Origin of the sequence: Acinetobacter sp. CWB-B33, assembly GCF_039655955.1 — a bacterium.
In the GTDB taxonomy this organism is placed as follows: Bacteria; Pseudomonadota; Gammaproteobacteria; order Pseudomonadales; family Moraxellaceae; genus Acinetobacter; species Acinetobacter bouvetii.
On sequence record NZ_JAGFEU010000003.1, the window covers coordinates 259,330 to 278,617 of the forward strand.

General features: G+C 48.8%; 12 protein-coding genes. 3 read left to right on the forward strand and 9 right to left on the reverse strand.

What is annotated here, in order from left to right; genetic code table 11:
- Positions 1-16: 16 nt before the first annotated feature.
- The 8 genes from JZ784_RS10605 to JZ784_RS10640 form a co-directional block, all read right to left on the reverse strand.
- Positions 17-334 carry a hypothetical protein gene (locus JZ784_RS10605; protein ID WP_130143833.1) on the reverse strand — a complete coding sequence of 106 codons (318 nt, stop codon included), beginning with the start codon at positions 332-334 and terminating at the stop codon, positions 17-19.
- A 65-nt stretch (positions 335-399) separates the two neighbouring features.
- Complete coding sequence (locus tag JZ784_RS10610) at positions 400-1,482, reverse strand: patatin-like phospholipase family protein (RefSeq protein ID WP_346314850.1); 1,083 nt, start codon at positions 1,480-1,482, stop codon at positions 400-402.
- 154 nt (positions 1,483-1,636) lie between these two features.
- Positions 1,637-2,740, reverse strand: coding sequence for a hypothetical protein (locus tag JZ784_RS10615; RefSeq protein WP_346314851.1), 1,104 nt, complete (start codon positions 2,738-2,740; stop codon positions 1,637-1,639).
- A 70-nt stretch (positions 2,741-2,810) separates the two neighbouring features.
- Positions 2,811-4,376 (reverse strand): hypothetical protein, encoded by a 1,566-nt coding sequence (locus tag JZ784_RS10620; RefSeq protein WP_346314852.1) that lies wholly within the window; start codon positions 4,374-4,376, stop codon positions 2,811-2,813.
- Positions 4,377-4,847: 471 nt separating this feature from the next.
- Entirely contained in the window at positions 4,848-6,467 is a 1,620-nt protein-coding gene (locus JZ784_RS10625; RefSeq protein ID WP_346314853.1) for an AarF/UbiB family protein, read from the reverse strand.
- Positions 6,468-6,479: 12 nt separating this feature from the next.
- Positions 6,480-7,154, reverse strand: coding sequence for a hypothetical protein (locus JZ784_RS10630; RefSeq protein ID WP_346314854.1), 675 nt, complete (start codon positions 7,152-7,154; stop codon positions 6,480-6,482).
- 18 nt (positions 7,155-7,172) lie between these two features.
- On the reverse strand, positions 7,173-8,117 hold the full coding sequence (gene ubiE, locus JZ784_RS10635) for a bifunctional demethylmenaquinone methyltransferase/2-methoxy-6-polyprenyl-1,4-benzoquinol methylase UbiE (protein WP_346314855.1): 945 nt from the start codon (positions 8,115-8,117) through the stop codon (positions 7,173-7,175).
- Between the two features lie 168 nt (positions 8,118-8,285).
- Entirely contained in the window at positions 8,286-8,990 is a 705-nt protein-coding gene (locus tag JZ784_RS10640) for a hypothetical protein (protein ID WP_346314856.1), read from the reverse strand.
- A 208-nt stretch (positions 8,991-9,198) separates the two neighbouring features.
- Between JZ784_RS10640 and JZ784_RS10645 the strand changes: the two genes are divergently transcribed.
- A complete protein-coding gene (locus JZ784_RS10645; protein WP_346314857.1) occupies positions 9,199-10,617 on the forward strand; it encodes a phosphate--AMP phosphotransferase in 1,419 nt (472 codons plus the stop codon).
- 26 nt (positions 10,618-10,643) lie between these two features.
- On the opposite strand, the gene JZ784_RS10650 is transcribed toward JZ784_RS10645, so the two are convergent.
- On the reverse strand, positions 10,644-11,156 hold the full coding sequence (locus JZ784_RS10650; protein WP_005007049.1) for a hypothetical protein: 513 nt from the start codon (positions 11,154-11,156) through the stop codon (positions 10,644-10,646).
- Between the two features lie 172 nt (positions 11,157-11,328).
- Here JZ784_RS10650 and JZ784_RS10655 point away from each other — a divergent pair, with 172 nt between their 5' ends.
- Together JZ784_RS10655 and JZ784_RS10660 are read left to right on the forward strand one after the other, a co-directional pair.
- Positions 11,329-15,162 carry an exodeoxyribonuclease V subunit gamma gene (locus tag JZ784_RS10655; RefSeq protein WP_346314858.1) on the forward strand — a complete coding sequence of 1,278 codons (3,834 nt, stop codon included), beginning with the start codon at positions 11,329-11,331 and terminating at the stop codon, positions 15,160-15,162.
- Positions 15,152-19,288: a UvrD-helicase domain-containing protein gene (locus JZ784_RS10660; RefSeq protein WP_346314859.1), complete on the forward strand. Its 4,137-nt coding sequence runs from the start codon at positions 15,152-15,154 to the stop codon at positions 19,286-19,288. Before JZ784_RS10655 ends, JZ784_RS10660 begins: the two co-directional genes overlap by 11 nt.

Consider the following 19,288-nt stretch of genomic DNA (forward strand, 5'->3'; position numbering starts at 1 on the left):
TCTGTTTCATGCGGTATTAAGCATGCAGCATTGGCACAATCCAGCTGACTAATATCAGCATAATGCCCAAATGGCCTAATTTACGGGTCACATACACCAATTTAGACGGCGGCTGCTCCAGCTGTTTTGCGTAATCTTCAAAACTGATGCCGTCCTGTTTTTTGCTGCTGAATAAGAACGTCGCTAAATCAATACAGATTAAAATGGTGCCGACGTCAGCCACAACTTCCATTAAATCGTAATGCGGTGTGCTCAGGGCAATAGCAACCTGGTAGCACAGGAACAGCGCAAAAGCGATGCAGGCAAACTGCAAGACAAGAAGAAAAATCCGCATAAGCATCTTAAAAATTCAAAAAGTGGCTCGATTATACAAGCCAATTGCGCCTGCTGCATTAATCCTTACAAAGGCTGTATAAACTGCGGGAAATTCTGCTTTTCCACCATCTCTAAAAATTCATCGCCCAAGCGCTGGCTTTCAATGACAGACTGCTTCCACATCTGAATCCGCTGTTTCGCATCCAGACCTTTGAGGACAAAGTCCTTACGGTCAGGCAAGCGCCCTAAGGGCAACGATTGCAGATAATCTGGAGATGGAGAGATCAACACCGTGCGCGCTTGATTTTCAGGATTGGCAGTCCGTGATTTAAACATTTTATCGAACCAGCCGGGAATGATGCTGTCGCTAAAATGCGGGTATAAAACAATTCCTTGGCTCTCAAAGGGCAGATCAATATGGTAGTCGATCAAGCCGCCGTCCCGGTATGCGCCTTGCGGCGCATCCGCGATATTTTTAACAGCAGGCGTTACGCCTGGAATTGAACCGGAGGCCATCAGCCAATCAGCGACATTGTACTGATTAAAATTTAAATAATGGGTTTTAAACGCATCCTGCTGAATTTTAAATTGCGGAAAATGTTCAGGCTGGCAAATCACCCGCTGCATAAATTTATTCAGATGGTTTCGAGACAATGCATTGCTGCCGATAATCCCCAAAAGCGAGCTGTAAAGGGCTAAGCGCTGATCACTTTGGAACAGATGTTCGGCTTTGGCGGCGATAATGGTGAGATGATAATCGGGATGCTCAACCAATTGCTGGGTTTGACTGCCCAAAATGCCTGAGAGCATCTCTCTGGAAATTTTTTCAATTTCCGCAATTTTCATTTTTTGATGAAAAGGCAAATGAATGTATAAATCCGCTAATTGCTCAGGCCCCAGTTTTTCTCCTTGCGCGACAATGCCGGCAAACCGCCAGGCGCCTACGGATGAGCCGATTAAGAAGCGTCTTTGCTTGGATTGAGGGAGAAACTCTCCAAAAATTGCTAAATCAAGACCGGTGAGCCCAATGCCTTTAGGGCCGCCTGCAGCGCCAGGAATCATATCCACGTGGCTGGCCTGCAAGCCTGCCTGCTCAATCAGCTGCCGTGCTGTGGCGCCGGCACGGATGGTCAGGGCGGGAGGCCGTTTCTGCAGAATCTGGGTCATTGTTTTTACGCCGCTATACACTTGTGCATAAAGTTTAGAGTAGAACAAATGTACAGCAATGGCGAGATGACTCAGTCAATGACTGCTGAGTCATTTAGATGCGTGATTTAAGAAGGCCGCTGCGCAAATTTGGCTGCGCGTGAATAAAATTCATTTAGAAGCTATGGAGCGTTAATCCGATTGAGGCAAGCCCATAGCGTTTGTCCAAGCGGGATGCGGTTACACCATTGTATAAAAATGGAATTTGCCCGATAAAATTATGCTGGTAAAGCTCACCTTGCAAAAAAGCGCTGAGGTGCGGGGTGAATGCATAATCCAGCTTGAGCCCTAAGCTTTGATTGTAATGAATTGCTTTACTGCCAAAATTTGAAATGCGGTCATCAATATCTTTACGCCAAAGCTGTTGATATTGATAAGCGAGCTGGCTTTCAAAGTTCTGGTATTTCCAGTTCCACGAAGCGCCGATGCTGGCAAAATAAGCGTCGTAATTCAGGTCTTGCTGCATATCAAGTCCGAATTCACTGGCGTTGCCGCTGATTTTTAAGTCAGTAACCGTTATATTGCCTGTTTTGCAGGGCTGAGCAAGATTTCCTGAATATTGATTGCTGCTGTCAATATTCACATTCATTAAACAGCCTTGCTGTGTGGCTTGAATTTGCAGCTTATTCACTTCTACTTTGCTATAGCCAAGGCTAACGAAAGCATTCAGTTGATTCATGTGGTCCAGCTTTCGTGAAAACAGAGCGTCTAGCTGTACTTGAAAATCTTCAGGATCTTCAACATTCACTGCATTAAATGTGCGCTGATTTACGCGCGTAGGGCTGGTTTTGCTGAGCGTATCTGCGCGGTTTGACCAAATGCTTCCGCGAAGTGTGAATGCATCTGAGGTTTTTAAAGCTAAATCGGGGGTATAGCGCACACCCAATAATGCGCTCTGAATTTTATTGCTATCATCGCTGAATTCGATTTTCCGGTGCCAGTATGTTCCTTCTATTGCCCAATTCGGATTAAAATCATATTGGGCGGCCAGATTGAAACCTTGATAATCCCCCATGGATTTATCTGACACACCTTCACTTTCACGGATATCAAATACATCTAGGGTATCGTTAACGGCATCAGCTGAAAATTTGAGTTGAAGCTTAGAGCTGGATGGATTAATTAAATCTTTGGCTTGAAGAAATAAATCGCTTGGCGCCGCTATGGACTGCAAAGAGATAAAACAGCCGCTACAAAATAATGCAAGTTTGCTACGCATGTGAGGCATCACTAAAAAATTAAGCAAAAAAACAAAAAAGCCAGTCCGAAAACTGGCTTAGAGGCAATAATTAGTTCAGTTTGAAATATGCAGTCAGCGTACTCGCAAGATAGTTGTCACCGCCAAAGTCTACAGCGCCAGTTGCAAGGCCTAAGTTGGCATCAATCACATAAGTGATAGGCAGAACAAAAGCCGATACTTGTACAGTGTCATTGGCTTTAAGCTTGTCCACATATTGATTGTAGAAGTCCTCTAGCGTTGTATTGCTGTCAATTAAATTCTGTAATGAAACTGTGCCATTTGCAGATGTGATATCCACAGGCTTGTTAAGTGTAAATGAAGTGTTATTAACACCATTAAATGTAGTAATGATATTAATCTTAGTGCCCGCTGGAATAGTGGCACTTTTAATTGAACCATTTGCATTGAAATTTAACGTGACATTATTCACAGTGACATTTAAATCTTCTGTTTGCGCTCCGCTTTGGCCCCTTAACTTAAAGGCTAATTTTACGGTATCGCTTAATTCCTTTTGTGTATTATTTAATTTGAAATCTACACTGAGAACTGTATTAAGCGTACCTAAATCAATGTTTAGCGGCGATGCGCTGCTTGAATTTTTGAGATCAGCTAATGAGTAGTGAGCAAGACTGAATTCTGAATATACTGGAGTTTTTAGATTTTCTGCAATGGAATCTTTAATACCGCCTTGGTTGCTTGTAATCGCATCTTGCAGGCTTTCAGCTGTTGTGCCAGATGCCACAATGTTATTTAGCGCACTTGTAATTATGGTGATGCTGGTATGAATTTGATCCACAACAGACTGATTAATCGTTACTGCTGGATCGTTAATGTATGGGCCTGCATCAGTGACTGCTTGGGTCAAAACTGCATTAAGCGCAGTACCGTCAATAATTAAACTATTTGGTGTAAACAAGGGCGCTGTTTGGAGCTGATTTAGAATAGCGCCAAATGCAATTTTAGCAGCTTCATCTTGATCGATTGGATTTGTGCCGTCACCCTTGCTTACGGCTTGTAAGCTGTCTTCAATTTGAGTTGCCAGCTGCTGTACGGTAAAAATAATGGCCATGTCTTGCGCGGTTGCATCTTTTGCCGGGTCAAACTGAGATAAATCAAAGTTAGCGGCTTGAAGTTTCGTAATTGTGCTGCTGCTCAGGCCTAATTTTTCTAAAAGAGGCTTAATGTCGGCATTATTGGCTGCGCCTAAATACGACTGCAATGTTGTGAGCGGCGTGATAACAGCAGTATTACTATTAATTGCTTGCAAATTGGTTTTCTTTAATTTCAATGTACCTGTAAAAGGTAGGCCTGTTGCAATATCTGTACCGCCTGTAACCGTGATTGCTGAGTTTTGGCAATTTTCTGTAGTATTAAACTTGAAGTTCCCCGCGGCGTCAGTTTTTACAAAAACAGGATTGCCTGCAGAGTCCTTGCAGTCATCCAGCTGAACTGTTGCATTTGCTAAATAAAAGTCAACAGCCGTTCCAGAGATCGGTTTAGATGTAAATGGCGCTGCAGCAGATCCTGAATCACCGCCGCCACCGCCGCATGCTGTCAGCAAAGCCATAATTGAAGTGACAAGCAGTGTTTGTTTAACCGATTTATTCAATAACATGTGTTTCCCCGAAAAAATAATCGTGATTTTTGATCTCTTATAACAAATTAAATATTTAAAAAATATTAAGGTTTATCTTTCTATTAATATTTGGTTGGTTGTTATTTGATTTTTTGCATATTTTGAATTGTATTTTTATATTTGGTAAAATCAGTTGGTTGCATATAATGTTTTTGGCGCTATTTTCGTTATTTGTTAAAATAATATTATTATGTGAAAAATATATTAAATATTGATTTTCAATAAATTAATAAAATACCGAGAAATAGGGATGTTATTTTTTTATTATTTATGGTCTTGATTGTAATATAAATCAAATAAATTTTTATTTAAAGTTAAATTGTTTTTTATCGTGAATTATATTTTATGTTGCATAGTTTGATTGAGGTTATGCGGTTTTTAAAATTTCCGCCTTTGGAATAAATAAAGCCTCATCGATGAGGCTTTATTTATTTGTGCATTTTACGGGGGTTATTTCACTATCCGCCACATTGCCAGCAGGCTGGACAGTGCAATCAGCACAATTGAAACATACCATGGCGCAATAATCGCGATTGATAACAAAATTGCCATAATGCTGCCGAAGATCCAGCTGCGTTTTTGCTGATGTTCCATTTGCAGGCGCATGCTTTGCAATTCATTTAACTGTTTGGCATGCCAAGCAGACTGGTTTTTCAAGCCGTTCAGGCTGTCAATCAGCATTGTAGGAAAGTCCTGCGCACCGAGCAGCAAATCAGGAATTTTCTGACCCAACTCCTTTAGATTTTTCTGCGGATTCATTTGGGATTTAATCCAATCCGTGAGAATCGGCTTAGCTAAACTCCAAATGTCCAGTTCAGGATAAAGGTCTGTGCCTAAGCCTTCCACATGCACCAGTGTTTTCAGCAGCAGCATCAGCTGCGGCGGAATTTCCAAATGGAAGCGGCGGGCAATGTCCATGACTTCAATCAGAATGCCGGCAAAGTCCAGCTCATGCATCGGCTTCGACACCATTGGGCCAACCGTGCGGCGCATTTCACGCGCCAAGGCGTCCTGATCGGTGCCCGGCGGAATCCAACCGGCCTGATGCACAATTTGGATCAGCTGCATAAAGTCGCTGTTCATCACGGACAGCAGCATGCGCGCGACTGTCATCTGGTCATGTTTGGACAGCTCGCCCATAATCGCGCAATCCAGCGCAATAAAGCGCGGATTGGCAGGATTGATCGTTTCAACAAAGACGTTGCCGGGGTGCATGTCGGCATGGAAAAAGTTGTCGCGGAAGACTTGGGTAAAGAAAATGGTCAGGCCTTTTTCCGCCAAGTCCTTGCGGTCCATGCTCAATTGATCAAAAGTGGCGATGTCTGAAATCGGCACACCGGTGATGCGCTCCTCGACCATGACATCTTTGCTGTCCATATAGACTTCAGGCACATACATCATGCTGGAGCCGGTAAAGTAATGGCGCATGCGACGGGTGTTGTCGGCTTCCAGTGTCAAATCCAGTTCTTTTAGAATGATCTGGCGGTAGTCCTGAATGATTTCAGACAGATGCAGCGCGCGGGCGGCTTCTAGGCGTTTTTCCAGGAAATTGCCCAGCCATTCCAGAATTTCGAAATCCTGCAGAATTTGACTGCGGATATCGGGACGGGTGACTTTAACGACAACTTCACGGCCATCATGCAAGGCTGCGGTATGCACTTGAGCAATTGAAGCAGCCGCAAGCGGCTGTTCATCAAAACGGGCAAATAGGGTGTTGATATCTGCCTTGAGGGATTCCTGAATGCGTATTTTAGCGACATCAGAACCGAATGGCTTGACGCGGTCCTGCAGCAGCACCAACTGCTGCAGGATTTCGGGCGGAATCAGATCGCGGCGGGTCGACAGCAATTGTCCCAGCTTAATCGCCAGCGGGCCCATATCTTCCAGCGCCTGCTTTAATTTCAGCGGATTTTTACGTTCTTTGCTGGACCATGCCGCAGGGTGCATGCGGATAAAACTCAGCACATGGCGGGCTTTTTCAGGCAGCTCTTCCGCAGGAAACAACGTGTCGAGTCTATAGTGCGCGGCAATGCGCCAAAGGTCGAGTAAACGTGTAAGGTGCGGAATCATATGAGCAAATACCTAGTTTTGAGTTGTATCTTGTAAAGTGTCTATTTTAGCCTGCAGCTGCTGAATTTTGGCTTCTGCACGGTCTAAATTTTGATTGAGCAGGCGGGTGTCCTGATTTAAATCATCCATTTGCCAGCGCGGCGCCAGTAACCCCGTGTCTTCTTTTAAAGCATCTTCGGCAAAAAATAAATGACTTTGCAGGCTGCGCTTAAGATGTTTCGGCGCCAGCTGAATTTTGCCGAGTTCATGCGCCAGTGCAGGGCCAATCCAAGGCGAAAGATGCGAGGCCAAATCAGGTTCAGCCTGCGCAATGATGCGCTGGAGATCCTGCAGCAGATGATAGTCGCCTTGAACAGGGATGGTGCCGATATCATCGGCCAACAGCAGCTTCAGCAGTTCTGCCGTATTTTTGACATGCAGGGTCGCTGTTGCTTCAGCAGGAGAATCCGCCTGATCAAAAGGGCGCTGTTCAAATATGGAAGGCTGTGCGCTGTGGCCAGTGGCTGTCGGCTCTAAACGGACTTTGCCTTCATCAAAGAACACATCTACGGAAAGCTGCGGTGAATCAATCACCACGCGCAAAGTTTTGCCTTGCAGCTGATTGAGCTGGATGCGGCTGATGGCATCCAAATCAATCACATGGTGAATGAATCGTTCAGCTGCACCCAGTGCAAGAATCGACCACATAGATTTGACCTTAATTGCTTACAGTTTAAAGCCGCGGTGAACGGCAACGATCCCGCCAGTGAGGTTGTGGTAGTCACAATTCTGGAAGCCGGCATTTTCCATCATGCCTTTCAGCGTGCGCTGATCGGGATGCATGCGGATAGATTCGGCCAGGTATTTATAGCTTTCCGAGTCATTGGCAATGATTTTGCCCATAATCGGCAGCGCGGTAAATGAGTACAAGTCGTACAGTTTAGAGAAGGGTTCAAATACGGGTTTAGAGAACTCTAATACCAATAAGCGGCCGCCCGGCTTTAATACACGGTACATGGCTGCCAAAGCAGCATCTTTATCCGTCACATTGCGCAGGCCAAAAGAAATGGTCAAGAGGTCAAAGCTGTTGTCTGCAAAGGGCTCAAGTGTTTCAGCATTGGCCAGTACAAAATCGACATTGGTGCAGCCGGCGTCAATCAGGCGGTCACGGCCGACATTCAGCATGGATTCATTGATGTCTGACAGCACGACATGGCCAGTCGGGCCCACTTCACGGCTGAACACTTTGGCTAAGTCGCCAGTACCGCCGGCAATGTCCAGCACCTGCTGGCCGCGGCGCACGCCGGACATATTGATGGCAAAGCGTTTCCAGAGGCGGTGAATGCCGAATGACATCAAGTCATTCATAATGTCGTATTTGCTGGCCACCGAATGGAATACTTCAGCGACTTTTTGCGCTTTATCTTCGCTGCTGACCGTTTGATAGCCGAAGTGGGTGGTCGCGCCGACATTGCCGGTATTGGCGCCGCGCGGCAAATTGTATTTGGGTACAGAACCTGTCACTGGCGTATCAGTCAAGCGCTGTTCTAATGACTGCTGCTGACCTTGCGGTGCGCCTTGCGGAAGCGGTTCAGTTAAGAAAGGACTCGCTGTGTCTTTGTTTTGGGCTGGCTCTGCAGCAGGGGCCGGCGTTTGATTTTCATTAGACATAGAGTCGCTCCTAACGGAAAAATAGGGTGAATGCAGCATTGCATGCATGATGACAGATTCTTTGCTGTTATACAGCAATCAGCATGCAATTGTTATGAATAATATACAGAAATCTTGCAGATTTGCATGGATTTAAAACCGGATGGCGTTCTGGGCTGCAGTCAGCGCTTATGCAAAGGGCAATGGGTCGCCGGCATGCACTTTGCCAATAATTTGCCGTTCCGTCGCAGTAAAATCTTTGACAAACTTTTCAGCAGACTTTAACGGCTTCATGGCTAAAAAGCCATCCTGCATAAATTCATACATGACATTAAAGTTGTATTTGAGCGCTGCGCCTTTGCACATTTTAAAGGCCGCATAGACCACAAAAGAACGCATGTATTTGTCGAGGCTTTGACCCAGCTGATCCAGCAAATCCAGCTGTTTCAGGCGGCCTCCGCCCTGATTCAGCTTTAAATAAGTGATGCGCATCATCTCATCGGTCAGCTTTTCATAGGGATGATAGTCCTGCAGCAGCTGCATCGCGACCTGTTCATCCAGCTGAACCGCCAAGATGGCCAATTCAACCCCGGATGTGCCGGTTTTAATGGCATTGTCTGGAATCAGCTTTTCCGCTTTGTGCGCATATTTGCTCAGGCGCGCAATCTGCTGCGCCAGCGCATCGAAATCCGGCCCGCCGTATAGGCGGTTGATAAAGTATTCAGCCATCAGCAGATTGTGCTTTTCAGCAAACTGTTTAGCATGCGTGCGCTGCATGCGCTGTTTCTGCCAAGCTTGAACGTCTTGCAGGCGCTGAAAAATTTCCGGATTTTTATGGTAGTTCAGCTGGTAATACAGATCTAAAAGATCATCTAAAACTGCAAGCTTGGACATTGCGCGTCTCAATAATTTCAGGGTTCTGCAAATTTTAGCTGCAGTTGGGGCGGCCTGCTATGACAAATTGACAGAAAATTGCCATTCAAGCAGCCAGTCTGCTGTGCTTTTACACAAAAAAATGCTGCATAAATATATGAATTGGTGATTTCGAGTGCCTGCCGGCTTGGTTATACTGCAGTTCAAGAACAGAACAATAGAGAAAAAGATGGCCGCGCAAGACAATGGAATTCAGCTGATGGATCCGGATCAGCTGTCAGTAGAATTGATTGAAGCGCAGTATGCGCTGAAAGACACCAAAGGCAAAAGCAATGCCAAAAGCGTGCTGATTTTGGTCAGCGGCATTGAGCTGGCGGGCAAGGGCGAGGCGGTCAAGCAGCTGCGCGAGTGGGTCGATCCGCGCTATTTGCGGGTGAAAGCGGATGCGCCGCAGACGTTCAATCATAAGCAGGCTTTCTGGCAGCCTTATGCGCGCTTTATTCCTGCCGAAGGGCAAATCATGGTAATGTTCGGCAATTGGTACAGTGATTTGCTGACCACCTCCATGCATGTGTCTAAGCCCATCGATGAAACCATGTTTGATGATTATGTCGAACGCATGCGCGCGTATGAGCAGGATCTGAAAAATAACAATGTGGATGTGATTAAGGTCTGGTTTGACCTGTCGTGGAAATCCCTGCAGAAACGCCTGGATGATATGGACCCGGGTGAAATGCGCTGGCATAAGCTGCATGGTTTGGACTGGCGCAGCAAAAAACAGTATGACAGCCTGCAGAAACTGCGCCAGCGTTTTACCGACGACTGGGAAATGATTGACTGTGAAGAAGAGGCGGAGCGTGATCAGCAGTTTGCGCAATATATTTTACAGACGCTGAAGCATTGCCCGGAGCATCTGCATAAGGCTAAAGGGCGCTGGACGCAGGCGGAAGTGCCAGAAAGTCTTTTGGCCCCTGCAGAAATTCCTTTAGAAAAACATGATTATAAAGAAGAGCTGAAGCTGCTGAGCAAGAAAGTGGCGGAAGGGCTGCGCTTCGACTCACGCAATGTGGTGATTGTTTTTGAAGGCATGGATGCTGCGGGGAAAGGCGGCGCGATCAAGCGCATAGTGAAAAAGCTGGACCCGCGCGAATATGAGATTTATACCATTTCCGCCCCGGAAAAATATGAGCGGAGCCATCCGTACTTATGGCGGTTCTGGACGAAAATTCAGCCCGAAGAAAAAATCAGCATTTTTGACCGTTCCTGGTATGGCCGGGTGCTGGTGGAGCGGGTAGAAAGCTTTGCCAACGATGTGGAATGGCAGCGGGCCTATGATGAGATCAACCGTTTTGAAAAAGACTTATTTGATAGTCAAACCATCGTGGTGAAATTCTGGCTGGCCATCAGCAAGGATGAACAGGCAGTGCGCTTTAAGGCGCGGGAAGAAACCCCGCATAAGCGTTTTAAAATTACCGAAGAAGACTGGCGCAACCGCGGGCGCTGGGATGATTATTTAAAAGCGGCGGCCGATATGCTGGAACGTACGCATACCGGCTATGCGCCATGGCATGTGATTGCCACCAACGATAAAAATACTGCGCGGCTGGAAATCTTGCGCGCGATTGTCAAACAGCTCAAATCGGAATAATCCGCGCTGAGCTGAAGCAGCGCCCCTTATTGAGCGGCAACCGTTTGCGCCTGCTGCTTTTGCTGAATGCTTTTCGCCAGCTTGTAGCAGTCTTCAATATGCGCATCGGCCACTTTTTTCATCACAAAGTAACCTAAGCTGGCGGCAATGGCTTGGCCGCCTAGAGGAATGAATTTGGTCACCTGCTTAGTGATATATTTGGCTGCCGCATTATTGATGGACTTTTTCACTGCCGTGCGGGCAATCACTAAACCGGAAAACTCGACGCCGCGCTTGCGCAGCTCTTGCCAGTGAATCTGTTTGGTGGCCGGGTCATATACACTGATTTGTTCTGGAGAGAGCCCAAAGCGGGCATTAATTTCAGGAATCAGCTGCGATAAAATGCCGACGTCGATGATCACATCAAAAAATGGAACAGGCACAATGGCTGCGCCGGCAGAGAAATATGCCCGCTTTTTGGCCAGCTCCAGACATTCCGCGCGAATGCTTTCTAAATTCAGGGTCGGGTCGATAGAATCTGGAATATTGTCTATTTTCATCTGCGCTTACCTTCAGCTTGATACTGATTTTTTTCATTAAGGATCACTAAGATACTTGTTTCAAAGTGTTTTTTAAACTGCATTTGACTGTCAAATTCGCATAGACAGCTGCGGAAGTATAGTCAATAATCTTTGTGGTTTTGTAGTCTGAACGGAAGGAAATAAGGAAAAGATGGCCATTCATGTGATTCAGAGTCAGCGCATAGAGGTTTTGCTGCAGGAAATGCTGCGCGCCGGCCATCAGCCATCTGCCAATCCTTTTGAGGCCCTGAAAACGCAGCATTTTATTGTGCCTTCTGCCGCCGTGCAGGCGTGGCTGACAGTCAGGCTGTCGGAACATCAGGGCATCAGCGCCAACCGCTTATTTCATCAGCGTATCCGCGCCTTTCAATGGTTTGCCTATCAGGCGGTTTTAGACAATAAAGAAAAAGTCCGTAAAGCCAATATTCCGCGCATGATTATTAAATGGCGCACGTATCAGGTTTTAAAAGCATTTCTTCAGGCTGCAGAAAACCCGCTGGCGCTTGATCATCCGCTGCACAGCATCATTCAGCGCATTTATGACAGCGCTTCCCGCTTAAGCAGCGGCACCGAACAGCAGCTGAAAAAGCAGGGCATGCTGTATTGGGTGTCTGAGCAGGTTTCGCGCTTATTCAGCAACTATATGGAATACCGCGGCCACTGTTTTAAACAGCATGCGGCGGGGCAGGCCTGTGACTGCAGCAGTAACTGGCTGAAAGATTGGGGGCAAAATCAGCCTTTGGATTTAGATCAGCAATTTTTCAGCATGCAAACAGCTTTTCCTGGGCTGGATTCGAAAGAGCAGCTGGCGCAGCAGCGTCAGGTTTCAGATTTTGCGAAGGATCAGGCGGAAAAGCTGGAACAGTGGCAGCGCTGGCTGTGGCACCGCGAGTTCCATGCCGATTTTGAATTGATGCAGGGCATTGATGATGATTTCTGGGCCATCATGGATCATCCTGAAACCCGCGCTGCGGCTTTAGCCAAGCTGCCGAAACAGGTCACGCTGTTTACCGTGCTGGATCTTCCGCCCAGCCAGCTGGCCTTTCTGCGCCGTTTGGGGCAGTACATCGATGTGCTGATTCTGCATTTCAATCCGTCACAGGAGTATTGGGCGGATACCGTCGATGCCAACTGGAAAAAGCAATATGACGTCAAGCTGAAACAGCGCTTTAAGGATAAGCATCCGCAAGCCAGCGATCAGGAAATAGAGGCCTTTTTCGAAAAATACACACTGGAATACGGCCAGATGAAAGAGTCGCGCCATCCGCTGCTGACCCGCTTCGGCAAGCAGGCGCGCGATCATTTTTCGCTGCTGGTGAATTTGGCGGCCGGTGAAAATGGCGAGGAATGGGAAGATCAGTTTCCTGCGGATTATCAGGATCATTTGCTGGGCAAAGTGCAATATGACATTTTGAATTTGGCTGAACCTGAACAGGGCAGTTTTGCTTTAAATGAACAAGATGATTCGATCCGCATTCATGTCTGCCATTCTGCGCTGCGTCAGCTGGAGGTGCTGAAAGATCAGCTGACCTATTGGCTGTCGCAGGGCAGTGAAGAACGGCCGCGTTCACCGAATGATATTTTGGTGTTAAGCCCTGATTTAAAAGATTTAGAGCCGCTGATCCGCAGCGTATTTGCGCCGCCGCCAAGGGAGCAGTTTTTTGATGATCAGGCGAAGGCTGAAGCCGTGCGCAAAGACAGTGTGTACTTGCCGGTTAAAATCGCCGGTGTCGCGCCCTTGGATGCACAGAATGCATGGCAGGCGGTGCTGGGGCCGATTCAGCTGCCGCAAGGGCGCTTTAGTTTAGAGGATTTTGCGGACTGGCTGAATTTAAGCGCAGCGCAAATCCGCTATGGCCTCAATGCCGAACAGACGGCGCGGATGATTGAGCTGCTCAGTGAGGCGAAATTTAAACGCGGACTGGATGAGGAGCATTTGCGCCGCACCCTCGCGCCGAATGACACCGATTTCCGCTACAGCTTTAAATTTGCCTTGGACCGTCTGGCGCTGGGTGTCGCTGTTGCAGAGCATGCGCTGTGGGATGACACTCTAAGCTATGCTTTTGTGCGCCGTGATGATTTTAAACTGGTGAATATTCTTATTGAAATTTATCAGGATTTTGCCGAGCGTAGGCACTGGATTGTGGAACATGAAATGGGGCAGCTACGCAATGTCGAAGAATGGCTGCACTTGCTGCTGCGTGATTTGGAGCGCTATCAGAAACAGGGCGTGACTGTGCTGAAGCCGGTCCGCGATGCCATCCGCAAGCAAATCACCATGCTCACGCTGTCCTATTATCAAGAAGAAGCCGGCGCTGCTGAAGCGCAGAGTGATGTGCTGAAAGACATGCAATTGCCGTTGCCCTATGTGCTGCAGGAAATTCAAAGCATTTTGGATGCCCAGATGGATCAGGCTGTGCCATCGGGTCAGATCACCTTTAGCCAGATTGGGCAAATCCGCCCCGTGCCCTATAAGCTGATTGTCATGCTGAATTTGGACAGCGGGCAGTTCCCTAGCCGGCAGGCGCATTTGCCTTTTGACCTGATGGATCAGCTGAAGCCGCATTTGGGGGACCGTTCGCGTTTGGAAGATGATCAGGGCGCATTTTTGGATGCTTTGCTGCTGGCGCAAGACAGTCTATGGCTGTTTTATAACGGTTTTGATATCAATGACGGTGAAGTCCGTGAGCCGTCCAGCGTGGTGCAGGAATTTATCCGCCATTTGGCGCTGATTGTACCGGGCAGCAGAGCCAATCCAAATTTGCCTGTCTTGGCAAAAATTGAAGGCGATATTGAAGTGCCTGCAAATCTGCAGGCGTTGTACAGTGTGCATGAGCTGCAGCCCTTTGAGCTGCAGGGCTTTGATGCTGAGCGCTCTGGCCGGAAAATCCGCTATCAGGACCATTGGTTTCATGTGGCGCAGCAGCTGCAGCAGGCACAAGGCACGCGGCAGCCGTGGGCAGCACAGGCAGCCGCTGTGCAGGCGCCAGCTGAAGTGCTGTTAGACAGTGCGCAGTGGATTAAACAAATGACCTTTCCCGCCGAGCTGTATTTAAAGACGTTAGGCATCAGCAATTTAAAAGCAGAAGACGGTTTGGCAACCGATGAGCCGCTGCTGCTGAATGGGCTGGAACAGTATGCGGTACGGCATTTCCTGCAGGATCAGTCCTTAAAAGCGTCGTCTATCGAGGCGGCGCAGCCGGAACTGCTTTTGGATCAATTGCCGGTCGGCAAATTTAAAGAGGCGGCGTGGTCGGTGAGCCAGCTGCAGCATGAGCAGCTGTGGCAGCGGGTGAAAGAAGTGATGCAGGCGGAACAGCCGGTATTGACTGCGGTGACGCAGCGCCAGCTGAAAATTGACGCGCAGACGCTGATGCAAATCAGCCTGCCTGAAGCCCCTGTGCAGCAATGGGTGAGCATGACGCCGGCCAGCGCCCGCGGCAAGCGCCGTGCGCAAATTTGGCTGGAATATCTGCTGTGGCTGGCGGCATTGCCGGCCGATGCGCTGCTGCTGAATTATGAACGCATAGAAGTCTGCAATGATGTGACGATCCGCTGTTCAGGGGTTGGCCCAGAAGATGCCCGTGTACATTTGGCGCGCTGGATGCAGGCATGGCGCTATGGGCAGCATCAGCCTCTGGTTCTGCCGGCTGCCCTGATGCTGGCCACAGATAAAAATAGCGCATTGATCCTGCTGGAAGGCAAAAAAGGCGAAGAGCAGGAAGTGAAATGGCAGGAGAATGATCGCGGTGTTCTGGTCTTGAATCAGTTCGATAAATTGACTGCTAAATGGACTGATCCCGGCGATTTTTCTGCCTTTGACATCCGGCAGGATGAAGCCAATCAGGCGCATGCCGACTGGGCGTTTATTCTACGTGATCAGGACAGCGTGCGGAGGCTGACGCAAAGCTGTGAGCAGTTTGCTTATGCGCTGTATCAGCCGGTTTACAGTCATCAAACTGCGGAGCAAGCGCATGCAGATTAAGGAAATTGAAAACCCGATCAGCAGCATGCAGTTTCATGGCCTGCATTGGATCGAGGCCTCCGCAGGCACAGGCAAAACGTTTACCTTATCCAGTTTGATGGTGCGCATTCTGCTGGAAAAATATCTGCCGCGCCAAGTCATTGCCACCACCTTTACCCGCAAGGCGGCAGCTGAGCTGAAAAGCCGGATCCGCCAGCGCCTGTATGGCATTCTGCAGCTGCTGGAAAGCCTGCGCAGTGAACTGCCGGCCAATATTGAAGCCCGCGCAAAACTGGAAAAAGATGAACTGGTGCAGGCGGTGCTGGAGCGCAACGCCAATCAAATCGGCTATGCCTGCGAACGCCTGCAGCTGGTGCTGGATCAGCTGGATGAATTGTTTGTGGGCACCTTGGACAGTTTCAGCCAAACCCTGCTGCGTGAGTTTGCCTTTGAAAGCGGTAAAATTGAGCGCGCCGACATTAGCCATGATGACAAAATGTATGTACAGCAGCTGGTGCATGACATTTTACGGGAATGGGTGCAGAACCAGCCGCAGGCCGCTGTAAACATCCTGCTGCAGCGCAGGCAGCTGAAATCTGTCGAAGCTTATGCGGAGCTGATCGAAAAAAGTTTAAATTTCAGCTCGGCAAAACTGAATCCTATCCCTGCGCCCGCGTTTTCTCTGGCTGCGATAGAGCAGGCGGCAGAGGTCTTGGCGCAGCTGCCGCTGGAGGATTTATCGGCGCTCGAAAATTTCACCCCAGAGGGCGCGTATGCCAAGCTGATGAATCAGCCCTGGTCCAAATTTTCAATTGTTGAGGTCCTGAGGCAATTGCCCGCAGCATTGGAAAAGATACAGCAGCAGGGTGCGCAAGTGCTGTTGAATGGACAAGCGCCCGAAGCGTTGAGCCTGCTGCAGGCGTTTATCAAAAAGCCTGACCCGCGCAGCGCGAATGGCAAAAAGAAAATTGATGATGCTGAAGTGGATGCGTTGCTGCGCCATCCTGTTTTGGCGGCGGTGCAGGCATTGCTGGAGGCGGTGAAGCAGGCCTCTGCCGATTTAGACGGTTTGGATCTTTATCTGAAATACCATATTGCCACAGAAGTCAAATACCGCTTGCCGCAAGTGCTGCAGAGCAAAGGCGAAACTACTTTTTCGCAGCAGATCCGAACCTTGTCGGAAGCGCTGCAAGGCGAGCAGGGCAATCAATTTTCGGCTTTTGTGCATGCGCGCTATCCGCTGATTCTGGTAGATGAGTTTCAGGACACCAACTTGGATCAAGACACCATGCTGGCGGAAATCTGGCGTCATCCAGCGCGGGTGAAGCAGGGCTGCATGATTATGGTGGGTGACCGTAAGCAGGCCATTTACGGTTTCCGCGGCGGTGACATGCTGACGTTTTTAAAAGCGCGTGAGGATGTGTACCGCAAGCAGGGCAGTTTTTATCAGCTCAAGAAGAATTTCCGTTCCATTGCGCCTTTGGTGGAAGCCGTGGATGCTTTGTTCCAGCGGCAAATGGATTTTGGCGAAGATGTTCGCTATGTGCCGATTACCGCAGGCGCAGAGCATGCAGATTTGCATGATCAAGGGCAGATTAACCCTGTGCCGCTGCGCTGGCTGCAATTGGAAAATAAAGAGCAGGAAGCCGAGCAGGTGGCATGGAAAATTCAGCATTTGCTGCAGCAGTCGGCGCAGCAGGAACTGTATTTTACCGAGCCAAAAGCCGCAGAGCCCGCTGCTGAAAAACAGCCGTTAAGCGATAATGATATTGCTGTGCTGGCCACGAGTCACAGCGCATTAAATGCGGTGCAGCAGGCATTGCTGTCACTAGGCATCCGTGTCAATCGGGCAGCCAAACGCAGTGTCTTCAGCAGCGCGATTGCGCAGGATGTGGGTGCCGTATTGGCGGCCGCGCTGTCGCCGTATCAGGAAGCCAAAGTGAAACGCGCTTTGCTGGGGCGCCTGCTGGGCTTAAAGCTGAATGATTTGTGGCGCGCCGATTCGCAGACTGCAGACCTGAGCCATTATATTGCCCAGTTTGATCATATCCGTGAGTTATGGCTGAACCAGGGCTTTTTGCCGGCTTGGCATTACTGTCTGAACTATTTCAAAATTTGGGAACGCATTGTCGCGCTGCATAGCCGTGAAAATGAACGGGATGTGGTCAATCTGCGCCACCTGACTGAAATTTTGAGTGATCAAAGTGAGCAGCTGCAGGGCGCGCAGCATTTATTTCATTGGTACTTAAAGCAGCTGAAAGCGCCTAAAGGCCATGAATGGGAGCTTGAACGCCCATTAACCAATGCCGAAGGCGTCAAGCTGATGACCATCCACCAGTCGAAAGGGCTGGAATTCAAGATAGTCTTTTTGCTGAATGCGGACGGCAAGCCGAAAGAGGATAATTCGCTGATCTTCTCCTATGAAGATGTACAGCAGGATGCGCATAGCGAAAAGCGCCGAGTCATTGATATTGGCGGAGGGGCTGCCGATGAGCTGAAAAAGCGGCAGCATGATGAGCGGCGGCATGCTGAGCAGCACCGCCTATGGTATGTCGCGCTGACCCGCGCCAGTCACCGCATTTATGCCGTGCTCAGAACGCAGGATCATAAATCGCTGTACAGCCTGCCGTTTTGGGCCGGGCAAGGTGAGTTCAGTTTTCAGCATCCGCATTGCGCGATAGAAAGCCTGATCGCAGACAGTCCTGCGGCTTTGCATGCCGCGGCGCAGGCTGAACTGGTTTTAGATGCCTTGCCTTTGCCTGAAGCGCGTTTTTATCCGCGCGGCAATACCAGTTTTACCGGGCTGTCACAGCATTTGGCCTACCGCCAGCTGCCGCAGGATCAGCTGGCGCTTCAACCCGTTGCTGAAGACAGTGCAGATGATGAAACAGATCATGTCACAGAAGCGGAATTGCCGGCCCGTGAAATCGACTGGATTAAGCAGCAGTTTCCCAAAGGCACGGTGGCGGGAACCTTCCTGCACAGTATTTATGAGCAGATTGATTTTCAGGATGCCGCAGGCTGGAAGCTGGAAGTGCTGCGCCGTTTTAAAAATGACGGTCCGCAGCTGCTGATTGAACTACGTTTGAAAATGCAGGAAAGTTTCTCTATTTGGAAAACCTTTGCGCAGGCGTGGAAATCCAGTTATGTCCAAGCGGTTCAGCCGCTTTATCAGCAAGTCCAGCAGCTACTCGGGGTGCAGGTTGCATCGCATGAGCAGCATAAATGGGTCCGCGGCGCATTCATGGAGTTTAACCATCTGCTGATGCAGCGGATTGCCGCCAGTGAGCAGATCAGTCCGCAGCGGGTTGAAATTTTCAAAAATTCAGAACGCTATCAGCCTGAACAGCTCTTGGCGCTGCTGCGGGACTTAAGCGGCGAGTTTCAATCGGTTCATGCAGATGACTTAATGCACCGCCTGCAGCAGACAGCGCATGCGCTCAATGCGCAGCAAGTGAAAACGCCGTTGAAAGAGGCGCCTGCGTATGAAGCCAGAAGCCTGCAGAGCTATGTGGATATGGGCTTTGGCGCATTGGTTGAAAGCATGCAGAATGAAATCCTGTATGTCTTGATGACCCAATGGATGCATGATGTTGCCAAGACGCCTTTGCATGCAGATTTCAGCCTCAGCCGCTTGCCTGCCAACAGCCATTTGCCGGAATTTCCTTTCCACTTGGCGCTGTCTGACCAGCCCGTGCAAATCCGGAAAATCCAGCGCCTGTTTAAGGAACAGGGCATTCAGATTGAGGCCTTAAATGAAGCCAATTCTGCACGCTATCTGACGGGCGCAATCGATTTGGTCTACTTTGACGGTCAGCGCTATCATATTGCCGATTATAAAAGCAATTTTTTGGGCAAAACCGAACAGCACTATGCGCTGAGTGAGGTGAAGAGCAGCATGAGCCAATCCAGCTATTGGCTGCAGGCCGCGTTGTATTTAGCTGCGCTGCACCGCTATTTAAGCGTGAATTTGCAGGGCTACGATATTCATCAGCATTTAGGCGGCGCCAGCTATTTATACTTAAGAGGGATGTGCGCCGCGTCGGATTATGGCATTTGCCATTGGCAGCCGGATGCGGATTTTATTCTGCAGCTGGACCATATTTTGGGCTATTTGCATGCGGATAAGCTGTATGAAACTTCCTGA

What these genes read in the sequence shown, in the direction of transcription:
- JZ784_RS10605 (WP_130143833.1), bottom strand. Translation starts at nt 334, where the DNA reads ATGCGGATTTTTCTTCTTGTCTTGCAGTTTGCCTGCATCGCTTTTGCG.
- JZ784_RS10610 (WP_346314850.1), bottom strand. Translation starts at nt 1,482, where the DNA reads ATGACCCAGATTCTGCAGAAACGGCCTCCCGCCCTGACCATCCGTGCC.
- JZ784_RS10615 (WP_346314851.1), bottom strand. Translation starts at nt 2,740, where the DNA reads ATGCGTAGCAAACTTGCATTATTTTGTAGCGGCTGTTTTATCTCTTTG.
- JZ784_RS10620 (WP_346314852.1), bottom strand. Translation starts at nt 4,376, where the DNA reads ATGTTATTGAATAAATCGGTTAAACAAACACTGCTTGTCACTTCAATT.
- JZ784_RS10625 (WP_346314853.1), bottom strand. Translation starts at nt 6,467, where the DNA reads ATGATTCCGCACCTTACACGTTTACTCGACCTTTGGCGCATTGCCGCG.
- JZ784_RS10630 (WP_346314854.1), bottom strand. Translation starts at nt 7,154, where the DNA reads ATGTGGTCGATTCTTGCACTGGGTGCAGCTGAACGATTCATTCACCAT.
- ubiE (WP_346314855.1), bottom strand. Translation starts at nt 8,117, where the DNA reads ATGTCTAATGAAAATCAAACGCCGGCCCCTGCTGCAGAGCCAGCCCAA.
- JZ784_RS10640 (WP_346314856.1), bottom strand. Translation starts at nt 8,990, where the DNA reads ATGTCCAAGCTTGCAGTTTTAGATGATCTTTTAGATCTGTATTACCAG.
- JZ784_RS10645 (WP_346314857.1), top strand. Translation starts at nt 9,199, where the DNA reads ATGGCCGCGCAAGACAATGGAATTCAGCTGATGGATCCGGATCAGCTG.
- JZ784_RS10650 (WP_005007049.1), bottom strand. Translation starts at nt 11,156, where the DNA reads ATGAAAATAGACAATATTCCAGATTCTATCGACCCGACCCTGAATTTA.
- JZ784_RS10655 (WP_346314858.1), top strand. Translation starts at nt 11,329, where the DNA reads ATGGCCATTCATGTGATTCAGAGTCAGCGCATAGAGGTTTTGCTGCAG.
- JZ784_RS10660 (WP_346314859.1), top strand. Translation starts at nt 15,152, where the DNA reads ATGCAGATTAAGGAAATTGAAAACCCGATCAGCAGCATGCAGTTTCAT.